Origin of the sequence: Brevibacterium sp. FME17 (assembly GCF_014897515.1) — a bacterium.
Taxonomy (GTDB): Bacteria; Actinomycetota; Actinomycetes; order Actinomycetales; family Brevibacteriaceae; genus Brevibacterium.
Map to the genome: position 1 here is coordinate 92,944 of NZ_JABUYD010000013.1, position 21,104 is coordinate 114,047.

Genomic DNA, 21,104 nt, shown 5'->3' on the forward strand with positions numbered 1-21,104 from the left:
CTCATTCCTCCTTGCCCAGCAGCAGACGTGCCTCGGCCACTGTATGCAGTGACCCTGTGACCACGATTCCTGGACTCGTCGCCCCTGAATTGTTCGCCAGGTCGATGGCCTTCATCAGCGCCGCATTGAGATCCGGTGTCTCGATCACCGAGTCCTCATCCACCCATTCGCGGACGGACTCTGCCAACTCATGGGCATCCATAGACCGGGAATTCAACGCTTGGCTGACGACGAACACATCGGCAATGCGGTGGAGCTCCTCAAGTACGCCGAGGATGTCCTTGTCGGCGAACATGGCCAGGACCATCACGGTGTAGTCGAAGTCGAATGCTTCGGTGATGGTTTCGGCCAGCACGTGGGCTGCGTCGGGGTTGTGCGCCCCGTCGACGACCACGGCCGGGCCCGTGCGAACAAGCTCGGCACGTCCAGGAGACGTCACATGAGACAGACCTTCGGCCACTGTGTCAAGGACGAGCGGCTTGTCCTCATCGCTGAGGAACGCCTCGGCCGCGACCACGGCCACAGCGGCGTTGTGTGCCTGATGGATGCCGTGCAGCGGCACGAAGATGTCGGTGTAGACATCACGAATTCCCTGCACTGTGATGAGCTGTCCGTCGACGGCGCGGGTGCGGTCGAGCAGACGGAAATTACGTTCCTCAGTCAGCGCGAGAATACCTCGGCGCTCCACCTCGGCGTCCAAGGCAGTCTGTGCCTCTTCGGCCTGTGCACTGATGACAGCGACCGGATTCGGTGCTGGTGAGGGGTCGAGACTGCGGTTGAGGATTCCGGCCTTGGTGGTGGCGATCTCGGTAAGCGTGTCGCCGAGGAACTCTTGATGATCAAGACCGACCTTTGTGAAGACGCAGACCTGAGCATCGGCGACGTTCGTCGAATCCCATTCGCCGCCCATGCCCACTTCGGTCACCACAACGTCGACGGGGGCATCGGCGAACACGGACAAAGCCAGGATCGTCAGCGCCTCGAAGAACGTCAGCTTTCCGCGCTCTTCGGCAACGAGTTCCGCATCGACGAGGTCGAGCACCGGTGAGATCTCGTCATAGATGCGGACGAAGGTCTCGTCCGGGACAGGACCGCCGTCAACGGAGATCCGCTCGGTCACAGAATGCAGGTGCGGGCTGGTGAACCGGCCCACTCGCAGATCGTGAGCGGACACGATCGAATCGATCATCCGAACGGTCGAGGTTTTGCCGTTCGTGCCGGTGACGGTGATGACCGGTGCCGCCTGGTGTATGTCACCGAGGAGCTCACAGGCACGTCGGGTCGCATCGAGTCGGACTTCGATCTGAGTCTCCCCAGCCCGCGCCAGCAGTGCTGCATAGACGCGGACGATCTGGGAATCTGGAGTCTCGACGCGCTCGTCCGGGCTCATGCTCGGCTCACAGCGAGACGTGTACCGGCGGGCAGTTCCTCAGGGGTGAAGACCTGCCCCGCACCGTCGACGTCAGCGAAGTCGAGTGAGGCGGCCAGTGTCTCACCGGCGATGAGTGCCTGGTGGGCTCTCAGCGCGGCTGCCAGGTCCGTCTCCGCCTCGATGACGACTGTGATCCGATCGGAGATGTGCAGGTCCAGCTGCTTGCGGATTCCCTGGATGGCACGAACCGTGTCACGAGCGACGCCTTCGGCCTCGAGCTCGGGGGTGACTCGTGTGTCGAGTGCCAGGAAGCCGGTGTCGAGCGCGGCGAGTTCCATCCCCTCCGTGCCGGATTCTGCCACGGAATCCAGAGAGTATTCGCCCTCGACCAGATCGATGCCGCCGCTGGTGACCGTGCCGTCGTCGGCGACCGACCAATCGCCGGTCTTCGAGGCTTTGATCACCTGCTGCACTTGCTTGCCCAACCTGGGGCCGGCGGCGCGGGCATTGACCACAAGATTCTGTGACAGGGAGAACCCGGCAGCTTCCGCCTCGGCGACATCGAGGACTTCCACCTCACGGACGTTGAGCTCATCGGAGATGATGTCAGTGAACTCGCTGCCCAGGTCGGTGTCATCGGCAACGGTGAGCTTGGCCAGCGGCAGGCGCACCCGCAGCTGGTTGGCTTTGCGCACCGATGAGGCAGTTGAGCAGATGTCACGCGTCAGGTCCATTGCGGACACGAGATCGGCATCAGCGGGGAACAGGCCGGCATCCGGATAATCAGCCAGGTGAACCGACCTCTCACCGGTCAGTCCGCGATAGATCTCTTCGACAGTGAACGGCAGCAGCGGGGCCGCCACACGGCAGAAGGCTTCGAGGCAGGTGGAAAAGACGTCGAAGGACTCATGTGTTTCCTCGGTGCCGTCCCAGAAACGACGACGGGAGCGGCGCACGTACCAGTTGGTGAGCATATCGAGGTAGCTGCGAACCAGTTCGCAGGCCGCCCAGATGTCGAGGCCCTCCATTGCGTCTGCGAAGTCTGCGATCAGGTCGTGGGTCTTCGCCAGCAGGTACCGGTCGAGCACCTGGCTCGAATAGTAGCGGGCTTTGGCCTGGTACCCGGCCTTCTCGCCATCGGCTCCGTCTGCGGTGTTGGAATAGGTGGCGAAGAACTGCCAGGTGTTCCACAGCGGGAGAACGACCTGTCGCACGCCGTCACGGATACCCTGCTCTGTCACGACGAGGTTGCCGCCGCGCAGGATGGATGAAGCCATGAGGAACCAACGCATCGCATCGGAGCCGTCACGGTCGAAGACCTCGTTGACGTCAGGGTAGTTGCGCAGCGACTTCGACATCTTCTGTCCATCTGAGCCCAAGACGATGCCGTGGGAAATGCAGTTGGTGAATGCAGGACGATCGAAGATCGCTGTCGAAAGCACGTGCAGTAGATAGAACCAGCCACGCGTCTGTCCGACGTACTCCACGATGAAGTCGGCCGGGAAATGGTTGTCGAACCATTCCGAGTTCTCAAACGGGTAGTGGACCTGGGCGTAGCTCATGGATCCTGAATCGAACCAGACGTCGAAGATCTCAGGGATACGGCGCATCATCGACTGACCGGTCGGATCGTCAGGGTTGGGTCGGACCAAGTCGTCGACCCAGGGCCGGTGCAGGTCGACTTCGCCCTGGTCATTGAGCGGCAGGCGCCCGAAGTCGGCTTCGATGTCGGCCAGTGATCCGTACACATCGGTGCGGGGATACGAAGGGTCGTCGGAGGTCCAGACCGGGATCGGTGAACCCCAGAAGCGGTTGCGCGAGATCGACCAGTCTCGTGCGTTCTCCAGCCATTTCCCGAACTGTCCGTGCTTGACGTTGTCGGGCACCCAGTTGATCTGTTCGTTGAGTTCGACCATGCGGTCCTTGAACTCGGTCACCCGGACGAACCAGGAGGACACGGCGCGGTAGATCAGCGGATTGCGGCAGCGCCAGCAGTGCGGGTAGGAGTGTTCGTAGGATTCGTGACGGACGAGCAGCGCCGAGCGACCCTCCAGCGGACCAGTGGAATTGCGCAGGTCCTTGATGATGGCTTTGTTGGCGTCGAAGACCTGCTGGCCTGCGTAGTCGGCCACCGTGGAGTCGAAGCAGCCGGCGTCGTCGACAGGACGGGCCGCAGTGATGCCGTAGGAGTCGGTGAGGTCCTTGTCCTCTTCGCCGAAGGCTGGAGACTGGTGGACGATTCCGGTGCCTTCGTCGGTCGTGACGAAGTCGGCTTCGAGGATGGTGTGCATCCGTTCGCCGAATTCTTCCTGTCGGCCTTCGAAGTACGGGAAGGCAGGCTCGTATTCGCGTCCGAGGAGTTCACTGCCGGAGAATGTGCGCAGCACCTCGGGGTTCTCCCCCAGCTCACGCTGGTAGGTGCCGAGGCGGGCCTCGGCAAGAATCAGGGTCTTACCCTGCAGTTCCGCAGCGCCGTCCTCACCAGCGACGACGGCGACCAGTGGGATCTCAGGGTTGATCGCGACAGCCTGGTTGGACGGAACAGTCCATGGCGTCGTGGTCCAGATGAGGACCCATTCGTCGGACTCTTTGAGCTTGTAGCCGATGGTTACGGCAGGGTCTTGGCGCGACTTGTAGACATCGTCGTCCATCCGCAGCTCGTGGTTCGACAGCGGAGTCTGGTCTTTCCAGCAGTAGGGCAGGACGCGGTAGCCCTCGTACACGAGACCCTTGTCCCAGAGCTGCTTGAACGCCCAGATCACGCTTTCCATGTATTCGACGTTCAGCGTCTTATAGTCGTTCTCAAAATCGACCCACCGACCCTGGCGGGTGACGTACTCTTCCCATTCCTTCGTGTATTTCAGCACAGAGGAACGGCAGGTGTCATTGAATGCGGCCAGGCCCATTCCGCTGATCTCAGACTTATCGGTGATGCCCAACTGACGCTCGGCCTCAAGCTCTGCGGGGAGGCCATGGGTGTCCCAACCGAAACGGCGATCGACCTTCTTACCGCGCATGGTCTGGAAGCGCGGGACAACGTCCTTGACGTATCCGGTCAGCAGGTGACCGTAGTGGGGCAGTCCGTTGGCGAAGGGAGGGCCATCATAGAAGACGAACTCGTTCTCACCATTCTGCCCGGCATCACGCTGGTCGATGGAGGCTTGGAATGTCTCGTCTTGCTGCCAGTAGGCGAGCACTGCCTCTTCGATGGCGGGGAAATCCGGCGAGGCACTGAGGCCGAAGGCCGAGGTCGATACCTTGGGATACAACGGTTGCGTCATGAGCGTCCTTTTGAGTCACTGCGGTCACTGTCACGAGGACGACATGTCTGCCGCGGTACCACCTCGCTTATCCGCTTTCAACGACTGTCGGGTGAGACAGACGATCGGCAGATCGCTCATAGCCGGAGTGATGACGGGTCCAACCGCCCGGTTCTACTGGGTGCGCACTGACCTGCCGAAGTCTTCGGCGAGGATCGAACGCACTGTTCTTCCGGATGCTCCCCGGTGATGGCCGGATCGATGCACCCTCAATCGTATACCGTGGCCCGGGGTGTCGACCATTCGCCGTATCCGGGTAGTCCGTGATCGAGTCTGTGTAGGTCTCTGACCCCTCGTGTTCAATGACCCTGATTATCCGTGTTCAGAGACCCGGGTTGTCCGTGTTCAGAGGCCCTGATTGCGTGCGACTTTGTGTTGTGCGGCCTGCGCGATCGGTCTGATCACCATCAGATCGACGTTGAAGTGGTGTGGTCGGGTCAGGGAATAGACCACGGCATCGGCGACGTCTTCTGCGGTGAGTGGATTTTCCACCCCTGCGTAGACTTTGTCGGCTTTGTCCTGGCTTCCACCGACTCGTTTCAGAGTGAACTCTTCGGTGGCGACCATGCCGGGGGCGATTTCGATGACGCGCACTGGTTCACCGGCGAGCTCGAGTCGCAGCGTCGCTGCGATCGAGTGTGTACCGTGCTTGGCGGCAACGTACCCGCCCCCGCCTTCGTATGCCTGGTGTCCGGCGGTCGAGGACATGACGACGATGTCTCCGCGCCCGGATTCGATCAATGCGGGAAGGAATGCCTTGACGACTCGCAGCACTCCGAGGACGTTGACGTCGAACATGTCACGCCAACCCTCGACTGAGGATTCAGCGACGGTGTCGGTGCCGTAGGCAGCTCCCGCGTTGGCGACCAGAGAGTGCACCGGTCCCCCAGCCAGCACCTCGGCGGTAAGAGCTGCCACTGCGGCATCGTCGGTCAGGTCGGCCACGACATAGCTGGCACCGGTCTCTTCGCACAGTGCCTGCAGCTTCTCTTCTCTCCGGGCTACGGCGACGACGTCCCAGCCCTGCTCTCGCAGCTGGCGAACCGTTGCCGCACCGATTCCCGAACTCGCGCCTGTCACGACTGCTCTGAGTGTTTCCATCGCTGTGCTTCTCCATGCTTCTTCGTCGTTGTTCGTGGTTCCAGGTGTGCAACTTCCCGCGGGCTTCCACCATCTGCTTGAGACCCTGCACGTTGGGGCCATTGTTCAGTCTACGGAGTGCCATCCGAGTCTGCCGGACGGATCGACAAACACAGCGCTGGAGGTAACACGCTGAGAGCCGAACGTCACGGGCTAAGCGCTGGTGGCGTCCGGATCACTCACCTGATCCGATTTCCGTATCTCTTCCGGTTCTTGCCTGGGACTGATCTTGCTTGTTCCAGCAGGGCGTGGAGTCGGCTTCGAATGTGGATTGCGGGGACCGCCTTCGCCGAATACGGCGCGCACGCCGGGAATCTTGACCGCCAGCCACGTCACGGCAGCACAGATGACCGTGTAGACGAGCGGCATCGCGATCGCGTGGATAAGAACACCAGACACGGTCGTCGGCAGACCCATCTCGTTGCGCACCGGGTAGAGCACCAGCGGGTGGAGCAGGAACACACCGAAGGAGTACGGGTAGAACCAGTGCAGAAGGCGGAATCCGTGATTCATGTGATGGTGGAGCAGGAGGTAGGCGGACAGAGAGGCGATGACGACTCCCGGTGAGAGGTACTCGTAGGGGAATACCCACGGTTTTTCGCCCGGGCCGAGTCCGGCCCAGACGATGGTCATCGCGATCGAACCGGCAAGCGCCAGCCAAGACAGCACGACGCCGCGGAAGGGGAGCACCACGTCCCGGAGCACCCAGCCGAGGATGTAGAAACCGGCCATCGGCAGGAACCGGGTGGCGATATTGGCCTCACCCACATCGAAGATGATGCTCGCCCACTGGTCGAGCATCCCGATCCCGAGGAAGATGAGTCCCGTCCCCCACTGCAGTCGCCGCGAACCGTGGACACTGAGCAGCCGGAAGAACGGTGTCAGCAGAGTCAGCCCGGCGAGTACGTAGAGGAAGTAGAGCTGTACGAACGGCGAACCGGTGAGGATGGCAATTCCCGGGTTCCAACCGTCATCGGTCGGGAGCAGATAGAAGCGCCTGAAGAGGACGTAGACGGCAGTCCAGAACACGAGGGGGATCCCGATTCTCCAGACGCGTTTGCTGAGGAATCGGCGCGGTTTATTGCCCCGCGCCGGGTCCAAAGCCAGTGCGCCGGAGATCATGATGAACACGGGAACTGACCATCTGGCGGCGGAGTCGAAACCGTTGGCGACCCACCAGTCGGGTCCCATTCCTGCGTAGTTCTCTTCAACGACGGTTCCCAGCGAATGGATGGCGACGACTGCCACGATCGCGATCGCGCGAGCGGGGTTCATCCACGCGGTCGAGGTAGGGGGCAGGTTCTCTGATCCGATTCTGTCCAAGGGCGCCATGGTCCAATAATCTCATTTTCGGCCGCCGAAGCATCTCACGCTCCATTCAGTGTGTGTCACGGTCCCAAACGAACTAGGTCGCTGCATCGGATGGCTGAAGTTCACTCACGCCGGTTGACCGGTTTGGCCCCAGGCCTCCCGGGTGAGAAAATCAAGAATTATGAACACACCTGCCTTTTCGGACTCGACGCACGAGTCAGTGAACCTGCCGGATAAGCCGGCTCTTGAGGGACTTCGGGACAAATGGGACGCCGCGTGGAGCGACAGCGGAGTCTATGCCTTCGACGTCGATACGGATCGCGAGCAGGTCTATTCGATCGACACTCCCCCACCCACCGCCTCCGGGTCTCTGCACGTCGGCCACGTCTTCTCCTACACTCAGACCGACATCATCGCTCGGTATCAGCGTATGCAGGGCAAGAACGTGTTCTACCCCTTGGGCTGGGATGACAACGGTCTGCCGACGGAACGGCGCGTCCAGAACTACTACGGCGTGACCTGCGATCCTACCCAAAGCTACGACCCGAGCTTCGAGCCACCTGCGAAGCCGTCGAAGAACTCTCGTGACTTCGTCAAGATCTCCCGTCAGAACTTCATCGAACTCTGCGAGACTCTGTCGGCCGAGGACGAGCAGATCTTCGAACACCTCTTCCGTTCCACCGGCTTGTCCGTGGACTGGAACTACACCTACCGCACCATCGATGACACCTCGCGTTCGGTCAGCCAGAAGGCTTTCCTCGCCGATCTCGCGAACGGCCATGCCTACTCTCAGGACGCACCCACCATGTGGGACGTCACCTTCGGCACCGCCGTTGCACAGGCAGAGCTCGAAGACCGGGAGAAGGACGGCGCCTACCACAAAGTCAACTTCTACCCTGAGGGCAGCGACGGCCTTGCCGACACCTCGGCGGAAGCGATCGTCATCCTCACTTCCCGTCCGGAGCTCATTCCTGCCGTTGTCGCGCTCGTGGCCCACCCCGAGGACGAACGTTACGCCTCGTCCTTCGGCACCCGGGTCGTCTCACCGCTCTTCGGAGTCAGCGTCGAAGTCCGCGCCCATGAACTTGCCAAGTCGGACAAGGGCACCGGCATCGCCATGGTGTGTACCTTCGGTGACCTCACCGACGTCACCTGGTGGCGTGAACTCGACCTGCCCACACGTGCGGTCATCAACCGTGGCGGTCGACTCAGCCTCGAAGTCCCCGAATGGATCGCAGCATCACCGAAGACAGATGCTGTCGCCAACTACGAGAAGCTGGCGGGTAAGACCACCTTCACCGCCCGCAAGGACATCGCCGGGATGCTCGCCGAATCCGGTGACCTCATCGGTGAGATCGAAGCGATCACCCATCCTGTGCCGTTCTACGAGAAGGGCGACAAACCCCTCGAGGTCGTCACCTCTCGCCAGTGGTACATCCGCAACGGCGGACGTTCGGCTGAACTTCGCGATGCGCTCATTGCCCGTGGTCGCGAGATCGAGTGGCATCCCGCGTTCATGCGCTCGCGCTACGAGAACTGGGTGGAAAATCTCAACGGTGACTGGCTGGTCTCTCGCCAACGCTACTTCGGCGTTCCGATTCCGCTGTGGTACCGCTTGGATTCGGCCGGGGAACCCGATTACTCGGATCCGATCATTCCCGAATCTCTGCCCACCGACCCCATCGCCGAGGTGCCGGCCGGCTTCACGGCCGACCAGCGTGACGTGCCCGGCGGCTTCACCGCCGACCCGGATGTCCTCGACACCTGGGCGACGTCGTCGCTGACCCCGCAGCTGCTGGGCGGTTGGAGCCGCGACGAGGACTTCTTCTCCAAGGTATTCCCCTTCGACCTGCGGCCCCAGGGTCACGACATCATCCGCACCTGGCTGTTCTCGACTGTCGTCCGGGCGAACTCGCTCAATGATGCCGCTCCGTGGAAGCATGCCGGTCTGTCCGGATGGATTCTCGATCCGGACCGCAAGAAGATGTCGAAGTCGAAGGGCAACGTCGTTGTCCCCTCAGACATACTCGGCGAGTCGAAGCCGGGATTCGGTCCCGACGCGGTGCGCTACTGGGCCGCCAGCGCCAAGTTGGGTTCTGACACCGCCTATGACGTGACGCAGATGCAGATCGGGCGCCGACTGGCGATGAAGCTGCTCAACGCGTCGAAGTTCGCTTTGGCCCAGGGCGTGCACTCCGGGCTGGTCGGCCAGCTCGGATGTGTGACGCACGATCTCGATCGTGCGCTGCTCAAGAAGCTCGCCGATGTGGTCGAAACCGCTTCGGCTCATATGGCGGCCTACGACTACGCGCACGCTCTGCGTGCCGCGGAGAGCTTCTTCTGGGAGTTCACCGATGACTACGTCGAGCTCGTCAAGGACCGGTCCTACGGTGCCGCGGGCGAGGACGACCAGCTCTCCGCTCACGTCACGCTCGCCACCGCTCTCGACGTGCTTCTGCGTCTGTTCGCCCCGATCATGCCCTTCGTGACCGAAGAGGTCTGGTCATGGTGGCGGACGGGATCTGTGCACCGGTCACCGTGGCCCGAAGACGAACAGCTGGCCCATCCGGAAACGTCTGTGGATCCGGACCTGCTGGTCTCTGTCGCCTCCGTGCTCACAGAGATCCGGCGGACGAAGACCGAGGCGAAGGTGTCTCAGAAGACTCAGGTGGCCAGCCTGACCATCCATGCGCCTGCACCTGTGGTCTCCGCAATCGGCAGCGCACAGAACGATCTGATGGCCGCTGGACGCATCCAGAATCTCGTCACTGAGGAAGAGGGTGAGGAGATCACGGTTGCCGCGATCGACTTCGTCGATCAGGACTGAGTGTTCCGGACCTTCCCGCGACCAGCGTTTGTTCCAAGATCAACACAGAGTTCTCCGGTCTCTATGGGGTCCGGACACATACGATGGATTCGATAGTTGAAGGAGTGCATGGCTTCTTCATGGACGAAAGGCCCTTGAACTATGAGAAGTGAACTCTTTTCCAAGCGAAATGCAGAGATCCAGAACCAGGAACGCTGGACTCTGCAGTCGAACAAGATGCTGCGCACAGTCATCACGCCCAATACACCCATGATCGCTACGAAAGGCGCCATGGTTGCGTATCAGGGCGATGTCCATTTCGCTCACCAGGGTTCGAAGTCGGTGGGACAGTTCATGAAGAAGGCCGCCACAGGTGAGGGCGGCAATGTGATGAAGGTCGAGGGCCATGGCGAAGTATTCTTCGCGCGTGAGGCCTCGAACATCTTCATGATGGCGTTGGAAGGCCAGCAGGATGCACTGACGGTCAATACCGCGAACCTGCTGGCCTTCGATGATGCCCTCAATTGGGAGATCAAACGTATCAAGGGCGGAATAGGAGCCATGGCCAGCGGCTCAGGCCTGTTCAACCTCGAACTCAGCGGCGCAGGCACCGCCGCCATCTGCTGCAAGGGCGAACCGATGGTCCTCGACTGTTCCCAGCAGCCGACGTTCGTCGACCCGCAGGCCGCGGTGTGCTGGTCCTCGTCTTTGGCACCGCAGATCAAGACGGATGTCAGCGTGGGAACCTTCTTCGGTCGTGGCTCGGGCGAATCGATCCAGCTTGCCTTCCACGGCCCCGGATTCGTCGTCGTCCAGCCCGCTGAGAATGCTGTGTACACTCCTCAAGCCTGATCAGGCTCATACGAGACCGAGGTGGCCCGGATCAACTTCCGGGCCACCTCGGGTTCGCTGTCTCGACTAAACGTCTTCTCGACTAGACCCCTCAGGTCACCGACGTGCGCGACTGCTGCTCTCCCCCACGTTCCACCCGGTAACGGCGGAACGTCGGGAAGAAGAGCGCACAGGCGAGGACCAGCACGATGACCATGAGGCCTCCTCCGGCGGAGGCAACCGTCGTGTTCGTGAACTCAGCGACCGTCCCATGCAGCACATCAGCTATGCGGGGCCCGCCTGCGACCACGACGATGAAGACACCTTGCATGCGTCCACGCATATCATCACTGGCAGCCTCCTGCAGCATCGTGGAGCGGAAGGCAGAGGAGATGATGTCGGCGCCGCCGCCGATGGCCAGACCGAGGAGTGCCAAGATCAGGGCTGCCGTCCAATACCCGGAGGCGAACTCCAAGGACAGGCCGAACAGCGACATCGCGACACCCCAAACGATGATCGAAGTGATCACCGCCAGGCCCTGCCGTTCGATGCGGGAGACCCAACCGGAGAAGATTCCTGCCAGTGCGCTGCCTACCGCCAAGGATGCGAACAGCAGCGAAAACACAATGCCTCCGGCGGGCGGTCCATTGAAGGTCTCGGCCGCGATCTGTGGGAACAGTGCCCTGGGCATACCGAACACCATGGCGATCACGTCGACCAGCAGCGAGACCATGACCACGGTGTTCGTTCCCAAGTAGCGGAAGCCGTCGATGACTCCCTTGAAACCGGAGCGGGTGTCGGGCTGTTTCAAAGGCACCAATGCAGGCAGACGCATCACCGCGTAGAGAGTCGTCGCCAGGAACAGTGCGTCGACGACATAGAGCATCTGGTAGCCGACGACCGGAATCAGTGCCCCACCGATGATCGGTCCGGCCACGGCGCCCAGCGTCATAACAGTCATATTGAGCGAGTTGCCAGAAGGAAGAAGCTCAAGCGGAATGATCGTCGGAAGGAGAGCACCCTTAGCCGGCTGGTTGAGGCCGAAGAAGGCCTGTTGCAAGGAGAACACGCACAGCAGCAGCCACACGTTGTCCAGCTGCGTCAAGGCGATGAGAGCCAACAGTGAGCTGGCGATGATCAGCCCGACAGTGGAGATGATGAGCAGTTTGCGACGGTCGATGACGTCGGCCAGTGAACCACCCCAAAGCCCGAAGATGACGAGGGGAATCAGACCGAAGACGCCGCTGAGACCCACGTAGGCGGAGGATCCGGTGATGTGATAGATCTGCGCGGGAATGGCAACCACCGTCATCTGAGCACCGATGACGGTGACTATATTGGCCAACCACAGCCGACGGAAGTTGACGTATTTCAGAGGCCGGGTGTCAGCGAACAGCCTCATCTAATGAGACGGGTCAGGCTGATTTTTTGGATGTTCGAGGCTGCTCGCGAGGCACCAGCGTCGGGGCGGCATTCTTTTCCACGACGTCTCTGGTCACGACCACCTCGGCGATGTCCTCCCGGGAGGGCACATCGAACATGACCGACTGCAGAACCTCTTCCAAGATAGACCGCAGACCACGTGCCCCGGTGCCGCGCAGGAGCGCGAGGTCGGAGATGGCTTCCAATGCGTCGGTCTCGAAGCGGAGTTCGACATTGTCGAACTCGAACATGCGCTGGTACTGCTTGATCAGAGCATTCTTCGGTTCTGTGAGGATAGATATCAGGGCGGCACGATCGAGTGTGGAGACGGTGGCCAGCACTGGCAGCCGCCCGATGAATTCGGGGATGAGCCCGAATTTCAGCAGATCCTCGGGCAGGATATCGGCGTAGAGGTCTTCTTCGTCGTTCTTCGACTGCAGGAGTGCGCCGAATCCGATGCCGTGTTTGCCCTTTCGGCCGGCAACGATCTCCTCCATGCCTGCGAATGCGCCGGCAACGATGAAGAGTACGTTCGTGGTGTCGATCTGGAGGAAGTCCTGGTGCGGATGCTTGCGTCCGCCCTGTGGCGGCACGGAGGCCTGTGTACCCTCGAGAATCTTCAGCAGCGCCTGCTGGACGCCTTCGCCGGAGACATCGCGGGTAATCGAGGGGTTTTCCGATTTGCGAGCGATCTTATCGATCTCATCGATGTAGATGATGCCGTGTTCGGCCTTCTGAATGTCGAAGTCCGCGGCCTGGATGAGCTTGAGCAGAATGTTTTCGACATCTTCGCCGACGTATCCTGCTTCGGTCAGTGCTGTCGCGTCTGCCACTGCAAAGGGCACATCGAGTCTCTTCGCCAGTGACTGTGCGAGATAGGTTTTGCCGGATCCGGTGGGGCCTACGAGGAGGATGTTGGACTTCGCGATCTCGACTTCGGTGTCGTCTGAGCCCAGAGTCTTCGTGTCTTCGTCACTCTGCAGGGAGCGGATCCGCTTGTAATGGTTGTAGACGGCAACGGACAGGGCCTTCTTAGCAGGTTCCTGACCGACGACGTATTCCTGGAGGAAGTCGAAGATCTCGCGCGGTTTGGGCAACTCGATCTCGGTATGCTCGGCGGTGCCTTCGCTGAGTTCCTCTTCGATGATCTCGTTGCACAGCCCGATGCATTCATCGCAGATGTAGACTCCAGGTCCGGCGATGAGTTTCCGAACCTGCTTCTGGGATTTCCCACAGAAGTTACATTTGAGCAGGTCTGCTCCGTCCGCACTGCGAGCCACTGTCACAACCTTCCGCCGGGGCACCTGGCCCCAACTCTACCGCTCGTGTTTCCTGTACCTCAATAGCTTCCCATACGGGACTGACATGAGCCGTCAGCACCGCTATTCGGTGTGTCGGAGAAGTTGAACGCACCCACGCTGTCGAGAAGGCCCAAACTACTCGCCGCTTCACCCTGTGGCAACTTCACAGCACAGACGGCATCGGGCCCGGACAGTCGACGACTGTCCGGGCCCGAAGTTGTCGGTGTGCCTCAGACCGCCTTGCGGGAGGTAAGCACCTGATCGACGAGTCCATAGTCCTTCGCCTGTTCGGCGGTGAGGAAGAGGTCACGCTCGATGTCGTTGGAGACCTGCTCCGGTGACTTGTTGGAGTGACTCGATAGGGTCGTCTCCAGCCACTGACGCATCCGGAAGACCTCTGCGGCCTGGATCTCGATATCAGAGGCCTGGCCCTGGCCCGAACCCTCCATCGCCGGCTGGTGGATGAGGACTCGAGCGTTGGGCAGAGCCAAACGCTTGCCCGGAGTACCAGCTGCGAGCAGAACGGCAGCAGCCGAGGCGGCCTGACCGAGGCAGACCGTCTGGATCTCCGGCTTGATGTACTGCATCGTGTCGTAGATCGCGGTCATCGCAGTGAACGAACCGCCCGGTGAGTTGATGTACAGCGTGATGTCACGGTCAGGGTCCTGTGATTCGAGGACCAGGAGCTGGGCCATCACGTCGTCGGCGCTCGTGTCGTCGACCTGGACTCCCAGGAAGATCACGCGATCGTCGAAGAGCTTCGTGTAGGGGTCCTGGCGTTTGAAACCGTAGGGAGTCCGCTCTTCGAACTGGGGCATGACATAGCGGGACTGCGGCATGTTGCCGGCGGTGGACCCTGGCATAAAGTTCATTGAATTCATTCTTCCTTGGCTCCCACTCAGTTGTCGGTGACGTCGGACGAACGGGCCACCATCTTGTCGATGAAGCCATATTCCAGGGCTTCTTCGGCGGTGAACCAGTGGTCGCGGTCGTTGTCCTTAAGGATCTGCTCGAGCGACTTGCCGGTCTGCTCGGCGGTCAGCTCGGCCATCTGCTTCTTCATGTGCAGAATCAGTTCAGCCTGGATCTTGATGTCCGTGGCTGTACCACCGATGCCACCCAGAGGCTGGTGCATGAGAATACGAGCATGAGGTGTGGCGTAGCGCTTGCCCGGAGCACCGGAGGACAGCAGGAACTGTCCCATAGAAGCTGCCATGCCCATCGCCACTGTCGACACGTCCGGTTTGATGTACTGCATCGTGTCGTAGATCGCCATTCCCGCGGTGACCGAGCCACCCGGGGAGTTGATGTACAGCGAGATGTCCGCGTCGGGATCCTCTGCAGCCAGCAGCATCATCTGTGCACAGATCGCGTTGGCGTTGGAGTCACGCACTTCCGAACCGAGCCAGATAATGCGCTCTTTGAGCAGGCGGTTGAAAATATGGTCATCGAGACCCATTGCCCCACCGGCGTCGAGGCCGACGGGCGCTGTCATTTCATGTGCGCTCACGTTTCACTCCTGTTGGTCTTTGGTTGGCTTGATATGGACTCTAACTGCTCACCGGTCGGATTTAGTCCGTCGGAGCGCCTGTGTTCGCCATCAGCGTGATCGGGCACAGAATTCGCCCAAGTCTGAGCTCGCACCTGCCGCCCCAATTGTGGCCAGCCGAATCGGGACAGGCCGGAGTGCAGCCGACTGGGGCCGACCGGTCCACATTTGCGAATGGGTGGTCACAGAATAGCGAAACGGTGGGCACGGAATATCTCCCGTGCCCACCGTTGTCGGCCCTGTCACCGCCGAGGCGGTGCGAAATCAGTTCTCGTCGTCGCCTTCAGCAACGACAGTCGCGTCTGATTCCTCGGCACCTTCAGGTGCCTCTTCCTCAGCAGGAGAGGTGAACTCTTCCATGTCGATGACGTTGCCTGCAGTGTCCTTGACGACAGCACCAGCCAGTGCAGCGGCCAGGGCCTTGCGGCGCGAGACCTCTCCGACCAAGGCGTTGACCTGTCCCGAGCTGTCGAGCATCTGCGCGAATTCGTTCGGGTTCATGCCGTACTGCTGTGAAGCAGAGATCAGGTACTCGATGAGCTCAGGCTGAGTCACCTCGACCTCTTCGGCTTCGGCGATCGAGTCGAGGATGAACTGAGTGCGGAGGTTGCGCTCGGTCTCCTCGGTGACCTCCTTGCGGTGCTCATCGTCGTCCACGCGGCTCTCGGACTCGAGATGACGCTCAACCTCGTCGGTGACGACCTTCTCAGGAACCGGCACGTTGAGGGTTTCGATCAGAGATTCGAGGACCTTGTCGCGTGCCTGGGCACCCTGGTCGGTCTCCTTCTGCTTAGCAGCCTGCTCACGCAGGTCTGTGCGCAGCTCATCGATCGTGTCGAATTCGCTGGCCAGCTGCGCGAAGTCATCGTCAGCCTCTGGCAGTTCGCGAACCTTGACGGCGCTGAGCGTGATGGAGACGGTACCGGTTTCGCCAGCGTGCTCTCCGCCTGCGAAGGTGGTTTCGAAAGTCGTGGTCTCGCCTGCCGACAGGCCGTCGAGAGCTTCGTCCATGCCGTCGAGCATGGTTCCGGCACCAACTTGGTAGGAGATGTCGGAAGCGGTGTCGATCTCTTCACCGTCGATGGTGGCAACGAGATCGAGGGTCACGAAGTCGTCCTTGGCTGCAGGACGGTCAACGGAGCTCAGGGTTCCGAAACGGGTGCGCAGCTGCTCGAGTTCGGCATCGACGTCTTCATCGGTGACCTCGATCGGGTCGACCTCAACACTGATGGTGTCGTAGGCAGGCAGTTCGATGCTCGGACGCACGTCAACCTCAACCGTGAAGGTCAGGTCGCCGTCTTCGGTGCCGTCGAGGCCGGGGACCTCAGAGATCTCAACCTCTGGCTGACCCAGTGGCTTGAGATCGTTTTCTTCGACAGCCTCGCGGTAGAAGCCGTCAAGACCGTTGTTCACGGCCTCCTGGATCACTGCGGGTCGGCCGACGCGCTGATCGATGATGCGCGCGGGGACCTTGCCCTGGCGGAAGCCCGGGATAGTCACCTGGCCACCGATGGTCTTGTATGCCTCGTCGATGCTCGGCTTGAGTTCGGCGTATGGGACATCCACGCTGATCTTGACCCGCGTGGGGTCGAGTTGCTCGACGGAGCTCTTCACAGTGCGACCTTTCAATTTCGACAGTCATGCTAATTCGGTCATCTGGTGACCTGGAGGGAGCGAAAGTCCACGATGAGATCGCGCACGTCCGCAAGACGCAGTCACCCATATTACGCGAAACACGGGACAAAACACGAAAAAGGCAGGACACTGCAGGGCACGAGTTCGCGAGGAGCGCAATCAGGGGCAGTGAAGCTCGTCGAGTGTGATGATCACATTGGATGCCGTCCATGACAGAGGAGCCACGGACAGTGCAGCTCCTTCTGCGCTGACCTTCTCGGGAAAGGAGCCGGCCTGCGTCCGATGGCGCCCCAACCAGTTGAGGACTTCATCAGCCTGCTTCCTGGCCCCGATTCTGGCGAACCCGAGTCCCATCAGAGACGTAGACGGCGTCCAGCTCGTCTGATCGAAGATCCAACCGTGGCCGGGTTTGATCCCGCCTGCGGGCTGGCTCAGCCTGTCCCAGACATGATCGAGCGTCGATTCGTCCAGGCCCAGGCCCGCCCCAGCTGCGGGCAGATAAGCGACCGCCGAATCGAGGCCTCCCGAGGTCGGGTAGCGCTGCAGTCCATTGGCAATGAATGTTCGAGAGAATGTGGCTTCGTACGCCGCGCAGCTCTCTCCGAGGGCGTCAACTCCCCCATCGATGTGCCCCCACATACCGCTGCTGTGCCCGGCCAGCCTGACGAGTGCCTGCAGACCCAGCAGAGTGGGCCCCGCAATACCAAGAGTGACTTGGGATTCGCTGACTTCCCAGTAGTCGGAGGACACCGGTGGCAGAGCGCTGCCCTGCTTCGTGAGGCGGAGGAGGCGCCGCGATGATCGTCGCAGCATCGGAGTCATGGCCTCAAGCGCGACGATCTCAACGTGCTCTCCCTCTGTGCTGACCGCCGAAGCGTGGACCTCGCTGACGGCCCAGAGCAGGAGTCCGATCGCATCGAACTGCGACGGGCGCTCGTCTGGGGCCTTCCCGGTACCCGGGATGTATCGTGCCGCAAACGATCCGTCTTCAAACTGCAGCGACTGCAGATGAAGAAGATGTTTCCACGCCAGGTCGATCGAACCGATCCGGGCCAAGGCAACCGCAGCGAATGCCGCATCGCGCGGCCAGATGTATCGCCACGGCCGATCCCAGCTGGCCACCGTCGCCGGCAGCGAGTCGGTGAGAACCCACAGATCGAGCAGCGCCGAGGTGGCAAGATCGCGTCGATGCTCTGGCAGGTGAGTGATCCACGGGGCACACCGGTCGAGGAATTCCCGCTGTCGGGATGCCGGGCCGGCATCGTCGACGTCGGGCAGGACACGTGAGTGGGGCTCCAACCGCTGCGCCATGTCGATGTCTAGACCTTCGCGAGAGGCCGCCGAGGTGAAGACGACGGTGACGGAGCGCAGAGGATCACTTCGGCCCACCTCGGCGAGGATGTCGGTGCCAGACGATGTCGCGAACCCTGCCCCGAGCAGACCGGCACCGGTCAATGCACCGGTCAGAACCTGACGACGGTTCGGCCGTGGCAGGTGCAGTCGGGGCTGCGAAGGTTCGGAGGTCATATCTGGGGGCTGGCTTTCTGCCGTGGGTCACCTTCAGCAGCGAAGGGTGCCACCTCGGTCGCACAGGGTTGGTGAGAAATGCCGAGCACAAGATGCTGGGCGGTACTGAATTCTATCCGAGCCCGCGATGGAGTGGAGCAAATCGGTTCGAGAATCGAAACAACCGGCCGGACCATCAGGTCCGACCGGTAAATGGAGGGGATGACGAGAATCGAACTCGCACCATCAGTTTGGAAGATTCCTGTTGCCCTCTGTGTCGCCCCAGGTCAGGCCGGGTCCTGTGTGTGTATTCGGACCAAACGTGACCTTATATGACCTAACTATACACACTGAGCTCTAGAGGGTTCGGTCATGTTAGGTCACGCCGTGTCGGCTGCGGTCACGAATCGGTGTCCGGCAACGATGACGAGTCCGCTGGGCGCGGTGGTTCGGTGTCGAGGGCAGCAGCCAAGCGGATGGATTCGGGATCGAGCGGTGAGGAACCGGGCACGCTGTGCCGGGGGCGAGCGTCGAGGTCGGCCCGGTGGCGGCGGGCGAGTTCGTCGCGGACGATGCGGGCCTCTCGGTCGCGGCGGTGGTAACCGGCGGGGAAGTCGGCGGCGGTGAGTCGTTGCAGGTGCGCGAGCAGTGCGGTGGTCGTGGCGGTGCGCAGCACCTGCGCGGAGAGTCCTCGGGGGCGGAGTTTGCGGTGTTTCATGATTTGTGTTCTTTTCGGTGGTGGTTGTGGTCAGTGCGGCAGGTTGCGATTGAACCGGCGACGGCGTTTGCGTCCGCGCCGGGGGCGGTGTTCAGGCGGTTGGTAGTGGTCGGGGTGGAAGCGTTCGGCCCTCTGGGCGCGTTCAATCTCGGCGGTGCGGTAGCGGCGGCGGATTTCGGCGGCAGTGGCGCGGTACTCGGTGACCAGTGCGGTGTAGTCGTCGCCGGTGATGTAGTCGAGCCTGCGGGCAAGATAGTCCCTGTGGGATTCGAGCCGGTCGAGCGGGACTCGACGCAGCTCAAGTCTCCAAGGAAAACGGTCGTGTTTGGTTGTCATGGTTGTTTCCATTCGTTCGGTCGGTTGGTGGTGGGGTTAGCTGATTGCGGCGAGGTGGCCGCGCCGGGTGCCGAATGCCAGCGCAGCCGATGCCCGTCGATTCTGAGCACGAGCAGTGTCCGTGTAGGCTCCGGTCGTCTCCGATGTGCTCGGTTCGGGATCAGCCGCTGGGGTGCTCGGCCCGGTCGGGGTCGGGTCTGTCGGTGTCGGCGATGAAGTGCTGGTGAGCTGGTCGAGCCGGTCGGCCAATGCACGGTCGCGGTCGTTTCCGGCGTGCTGATAGATCGCAGCAGCCCGGGCCGTGGAGTGACCAATCCGGGCTTGCAACTCAGCCTGAGTCGCCCCGGCTTGCGCAGCCAGCGTCGCCCCGGTGTGGCGCAGGTGATGCCAGGCGATATCGGGCCGGTCTATGGCCAGTCGTGCCCGACGCATCACCCCGGACCGTGTGGACGCGGTGACAGGGTTGCCGTGGCCGGTGGTGAACATCAGCGCATCGGGGTCGATGCCGGTGTGCTGGTGGAGATGGTCGGCCAGGACCGGCAAGATTGAACGCGGCAGGTTCACGTTGCGTCGGCCAGCGGCGGACTTCGGCGGACCATAGACGACGGGTTCGCCCGGAACTTCGACCAGGGTACGGGTCACGGTGACAGTCGCGGCGTGTAGGTCGAGGTCGCCCCGGCGCAGGGCGAATGCTTCGCCGGGGCGTAGTCCCGACCAGGCGGCGATGAGCACGGCGGCACGGTACCGGTCGGGCATCGCATCGGCCAGGGCCACCACTTCGGTCGCGGTCAGGGGTCGGCGTTCGGGGTGCGGAGCCGTGCCCGCCCCTTTGACGTGGACCGGGTTCGCGGTGATCAGACCATCGCGCACGGCTTGCATGAGCACGGTCCGCAGCAGTCGGTAGGCACCAGCAGCAGCGGTCCGGCCCGGGTACTCCCCCGCCGTGGTCGGCACCGGCGGGGCCGGTGAACCGGCGGCAGTCCACGCGTCGAGCACATCGGTCGGCAGCTTGCCGGTCGGGGCCACGTCGAATCCGTGACTCATCGCCCAGGCCCGGGCCGGATGCGGGCCGCGTCGGGACGTAGCCGACTGATCGAGAGCAGCAGCGCGGGTGCCGTCGAGCAGCGCGACATACCAAGTACGGACGAATCCCGGGGTCAGGGCTTGGACGGTCACCGTCGAGATATCAACCGGGGTCGTCGTCCCGACCGGGCACAGAATCCACGAATCAGCGGTACGCCGATACAGATCGAGGGTGCGCGGACGCAGCGTCGCCCGAGCGTGGTCAAGGTAGTCGGACAGGTACTGACCGACGGTGATTGCCGACGGCTTCGCGATGACGGGATTGTTGCCCAGCACTTCGGCATGGACCCGCACGCGCACGGCTTCGGCCTCTTGCCGGGTGCCGAACGTGCCCGGCACTTTATGGCGGGTGCCGTCGGGAGCGGTATAGCGGACCCGGAACCGCCCCGACGGCAGACGATCAATCGCCCCGAACACCGCCCGCGCCGTCACAACACACCCCCAGGCTCGTCGGTGTCATCTTCGGGGGTGACGACCAGTGTGAGGAATGCCAGTGTGTCGGTGTCGGGCAGATATCCAGCATCGAGCACGTCGGTGACGGTTTCGAGCGCGTAGAGAGTGTTGTCGGTGGCTTCGGGAAAGAGTGTGGCCAGAGATGCCCCGTCGCCGGGGACGTAGGTGAATGATCGGCCGGTGTAGAGGTCGGTGATGCTGAACGCTGTGTGCGCGGTGGACATGGCGTGATCTTTCCGAACCCGGCCAGTCGAGTTAGGTCATTTTGAGGTTAGCCTGGTTTTGTGGACACCCGAGCTAGCGGGATTCGTGATCCTGGTG

Annotated in this window: 16 protein-coding genes; 2 read left to right on the top strand and 14 right to left on the bottom strand. The window is 61.8% G+C overall.

The features are described 5' to 3' along the window. Position 1: 1 nt before the first annotated feature. From INT40_RS13040 to INT40_RS13055, 4 genes are all read right to left on the bottom strand, one after another. On the bottom strand, positions 2-1,390 hold the full coding sequence (locus tag INT40_RS13040; protein WP_193096207.1) for a bifunctional folylpolyglutamate synthase/dihydrofolate synthase: 1,389 nt from the start codon (positions 1,388-1,390) through the stop codon (positions 2-4). Continuing rightward, positions 1,387-4,653 (bottom strand): isoleucine--tRNA ligase, encoded by a 3,267-nt coding sequence (gene ileS, locus INT40_RS13045; RefSeq protein ID WP_193072059.1) that lies wholly within the window; start codon positions 4,651-4,653, stop codon positions 1,387-1,389. The genes INT40_RS13040 and ileS overlap by 4 nt, the downstream gene beginning before the upstream one ends. 384 nt (positions 4,654-5,037) lie before the next feature. Further along, complete coding sequence (locus INT40_RS13050) at positions 5,038-5,793, bottom strand: SDR family oxidoreductase (RefSeq protein ID WP_101574740.1); 756 nt, start codon at positions 5,791-5,793, stop codon at positions 5,038-5,040. 192 nt (positions 5,794-5,985) lie between these two features. Continuing rightward, positions 5,986-7,164 carry an acyltransferase gene (locus INT40_RS13055; protein WP_226831282.1) on the bottom strand — a complete coding sequence of 393 codons (1,179 nt, stop codon included), beginning with the start codon at positions 7,162-7,164 and terminating at the stop codon, positions 5,986-5,988. 160 nt (positions 7,165-7,324) lie between these two features. Here INT40_RS13055 and valS point away from each other — a divergent pair, with 160 nt between their 5' ends. Together valS and INT40_RS13065 are read left to right on the top strand one after the other, a co-directional pair. Then, on the top strand, positions 7,325-9,970 hold the full coding sequence (gene valS / locus INT40_RS13060; protein ID WP_193072058.1) for a valine--tRNA ligase: 2,646 nt from the start codon (positions 7,325-7,327) through the stop codon (positions 9,968-9,970). Positions 9,971-10,111: 141 nt separating this feature from the next. Continuing rightward, a complete protein-coding gene (locus tag INT40_RS13065) occupies positions 10,112-10,801 on the top strand; it encodes an AIM24 family protein (protein ID WP_193072057.1) in 690 nt (229 codons plus the stop codon). Between the two features lie 91 nt (positions 10,802-10,892). Here the strand turns inward: INT40_RS13065 and INT40_RS13070 are convergent, their stop codons facing one another. From INT40_RS13070 to INT40_RS13115, 10 genes are all read right to left on the bottom strand, one after another. Beyond that, positions 10,893-12,182 carry an MFS transporter gene (locus INT40_RS13070; protein WP_193072056.1) on the bottom strand — a complete coding sequence of 430 codons (1,290 nt, stop codon included), beginning with the start codon at positions 12,180-12,182 and terminating at the stop codon, positions 10,893-10,895. A gap of 13 nt (positions 12,183-12,195) precedes the next feature. Continuing rightward, a complete protein-coding gene (gene clpX / locus INT40_RS13075; RefSeq protein ID WP_101574744.1) occupies positions 12,196-13,482 on the bottom strand; it encodes an ATP-dependent Clp protease ATP-binding subunit ClpX in 1,287 nt (428 codons plus the stop codon). Between the two features lie 251 nt (positions 13,483-13,733). Next, positions 13,734-14,375, bottom strand: coding sequence for an ATP-dependent Clp protease proteolytic subunit (locus INT40_RS13080; protein ID WP_101574745.1), 642 nt, complete (start codon positions 14,373-14,375; stop codon positions 13,734-13,736). Between the two features lie 26 nt (positions 14,376-14,401). Continuing rightward, the gene (locus INT40_RS13085) at positions 14,402-14,998 is read right to left on the bottom strand and encodes an ATP-dependent Clp protease proteolytic subunit (RefSeq protein WP_101574746.1); all 597 of its coding nucleotides are present in this window, start codon (positions 14,996-14,998) and stop codon (positions 14,402-14,404) included. A 318-nt stretch (positions 14,999-15,316) separates the two neighbouring features. Beyond that, positions 15,317-16,666 (bottom strand): trigger factor, encoded by a 1,350-nt coding sequence (gene tig / locus INT40_RS13090; RefSeq protein ID WP_101574747.1) that lies wholly within the window; start codon positions 16,664-16,666, stop codon positions 15,317-15,319. Positions 16,667-16,846: 180 nt separating this feature from the next. Further along, positions 16,847-18,214 carry a hypothetical protein gene (locus tag INT40_RS13095; protein ID WP_193072055.1) on the bottom strand — a complete coding sequence of 456 codons (1,368 nt, stop codon included), beginning with the start codon at positions 18,212-18,214 and terminating at the stop codon, positions 16,847-16,849. A gap of 379 nt (positions 18,215-18,593) precedes the next feature. After that, on the bottom strand, positions 18,594-18,911 hold the full coding sequence (locus INT40_RS13100) for a hypothetical protein (RefSeq protein WP_193072054.1): 318 nt from the start codon (positions 18,909-18,911) through the stop codon (positions 18,594-18,596). A gap of 30 nt (positions 18,912-18,941) precedes the next feature. Next, the gene (locus INT40_RS13105; protein WP_193072053.1) at positions 18,942-19,247 is read right to left on the bottom strand and encodes a hypothetical protein; all 306 of its coding nucleotides are present in this window, start codon (positions 19,245-19,247) and stop codon (positions 18,942-18,944) included. Positions 19,248-19,283: 36 nt separating this feature from the next. Further along, complete coding sequence (locus INT40_RS13110) at positions 19,284-20,762, bottom strand: tyrosine-type recombinase/integrase (protein WP_193072052.1); 1,479 nt, start codon at positions 20,760-20,762, stop codon at positions 19,284-19,286. Then, positions 20,759-21,007 (bottom strand): hypothetical protein, encoded by a 249-nt coding sequence (locus INT40_RS13115; RefSeq protein WP_193072051.1) that lies wholly within the window; start codon positions 21,005-21,007, stop codon positions 20,759-20,761. Before INT40_RS13115 ends, INT40_RS13110 begins: the two co-directional genes overlap by 4 nt. Positions 21,008-21,104: the final 97 nt, after the last annotated feature.

Coding starts and splice junctions, on each gene's coding strand:
- INT40_RS13040 (WP_193096207.1), bottom strand. CDS start 1,390: ATGAGCCCGGACGAGCGCGTCGAGACTCCAGATTCCCAGATCGTCCGC.
- ileS (WP_193072059.1), bottom strand. CDS start 4,653: ATGACGCAACCGTTGTATCCCAAGGTATCGACCTCGGCCTTCGGCCTC.
- INT40_RS13050 (WP_101574740.1), bottom strand. CDS start 5,793: ATGGAAACACTCAGAGCAGTCGTGACAGGCGCGAGTTCGGGAATCGGT.
- INT40_RS13055 (WP_226831282.1), bottom strand. CDS start 7,164: ATGGCGCCCTTGGACAGAATCGGATCAGAGAACCTGCCCCCTACCTCG.
- valS (WP_193072058.1), top strand. CDS start 7,325: ATGAACACACCTGCCTTTTCGGACTCGACGCACGAGTCAGTGAACCTG.
- INT40_RS13065 (WP_193072057.1), top strand. CDS start 10,112: ATGAGAAGTGAACTCTTTTCCAAGCGAAATGCAGAGATCCAGAACCAG.
- INT40_RS13070 (WP_193072056.1), bottom strand. CDS start 12,182: ATGAGGCTGTTCGCTGACACCCGGCCTCTGAAATACGTCAACTTCCGT.
- INT40_RS13080 (WP_101574745.1), bottom strand. CDS start 14,375: ATGAACTTTATGCCAGGGTCCACCGCCGGCAACATGCCGCAGTCCCGC.
- INT40_RS13085 (WP_101574746.1), bottom strand. CDS start 14,998: ATGACAGCGCCCGTCGGCCTCGACGCCGGTGGGGCAATGGGTCTCGAT.
- INT40_RS13095 (WP_193072055.1), bottom strand. CDS start 18,214: ATGACCTCCGAACCTTCGCAGCCCCGACTGCACCTGCCACGGCCGAAC.
- INT40_RS13100 (WP_193072054.1), bottom strand. CDS start 18,911: ATGAAACACCGCAAACTCCGCCCCCGAGGACTCTCCGCGCAGGTGCTG.
- INT40_RS13105 (WP_193072053.1), bottom strand. CDS start 19,247: ATGACAACCAAACACGACCGTTTTCCTTGGAGACTTGAGCTGCGTCGA.
- INT40_RS13115 (WP_193072051.1), bottom strand. CDS start 21,007: ATGTCCACCGCGCACACAGCGTTCAGCATCACCGACCTCTACACCGGC.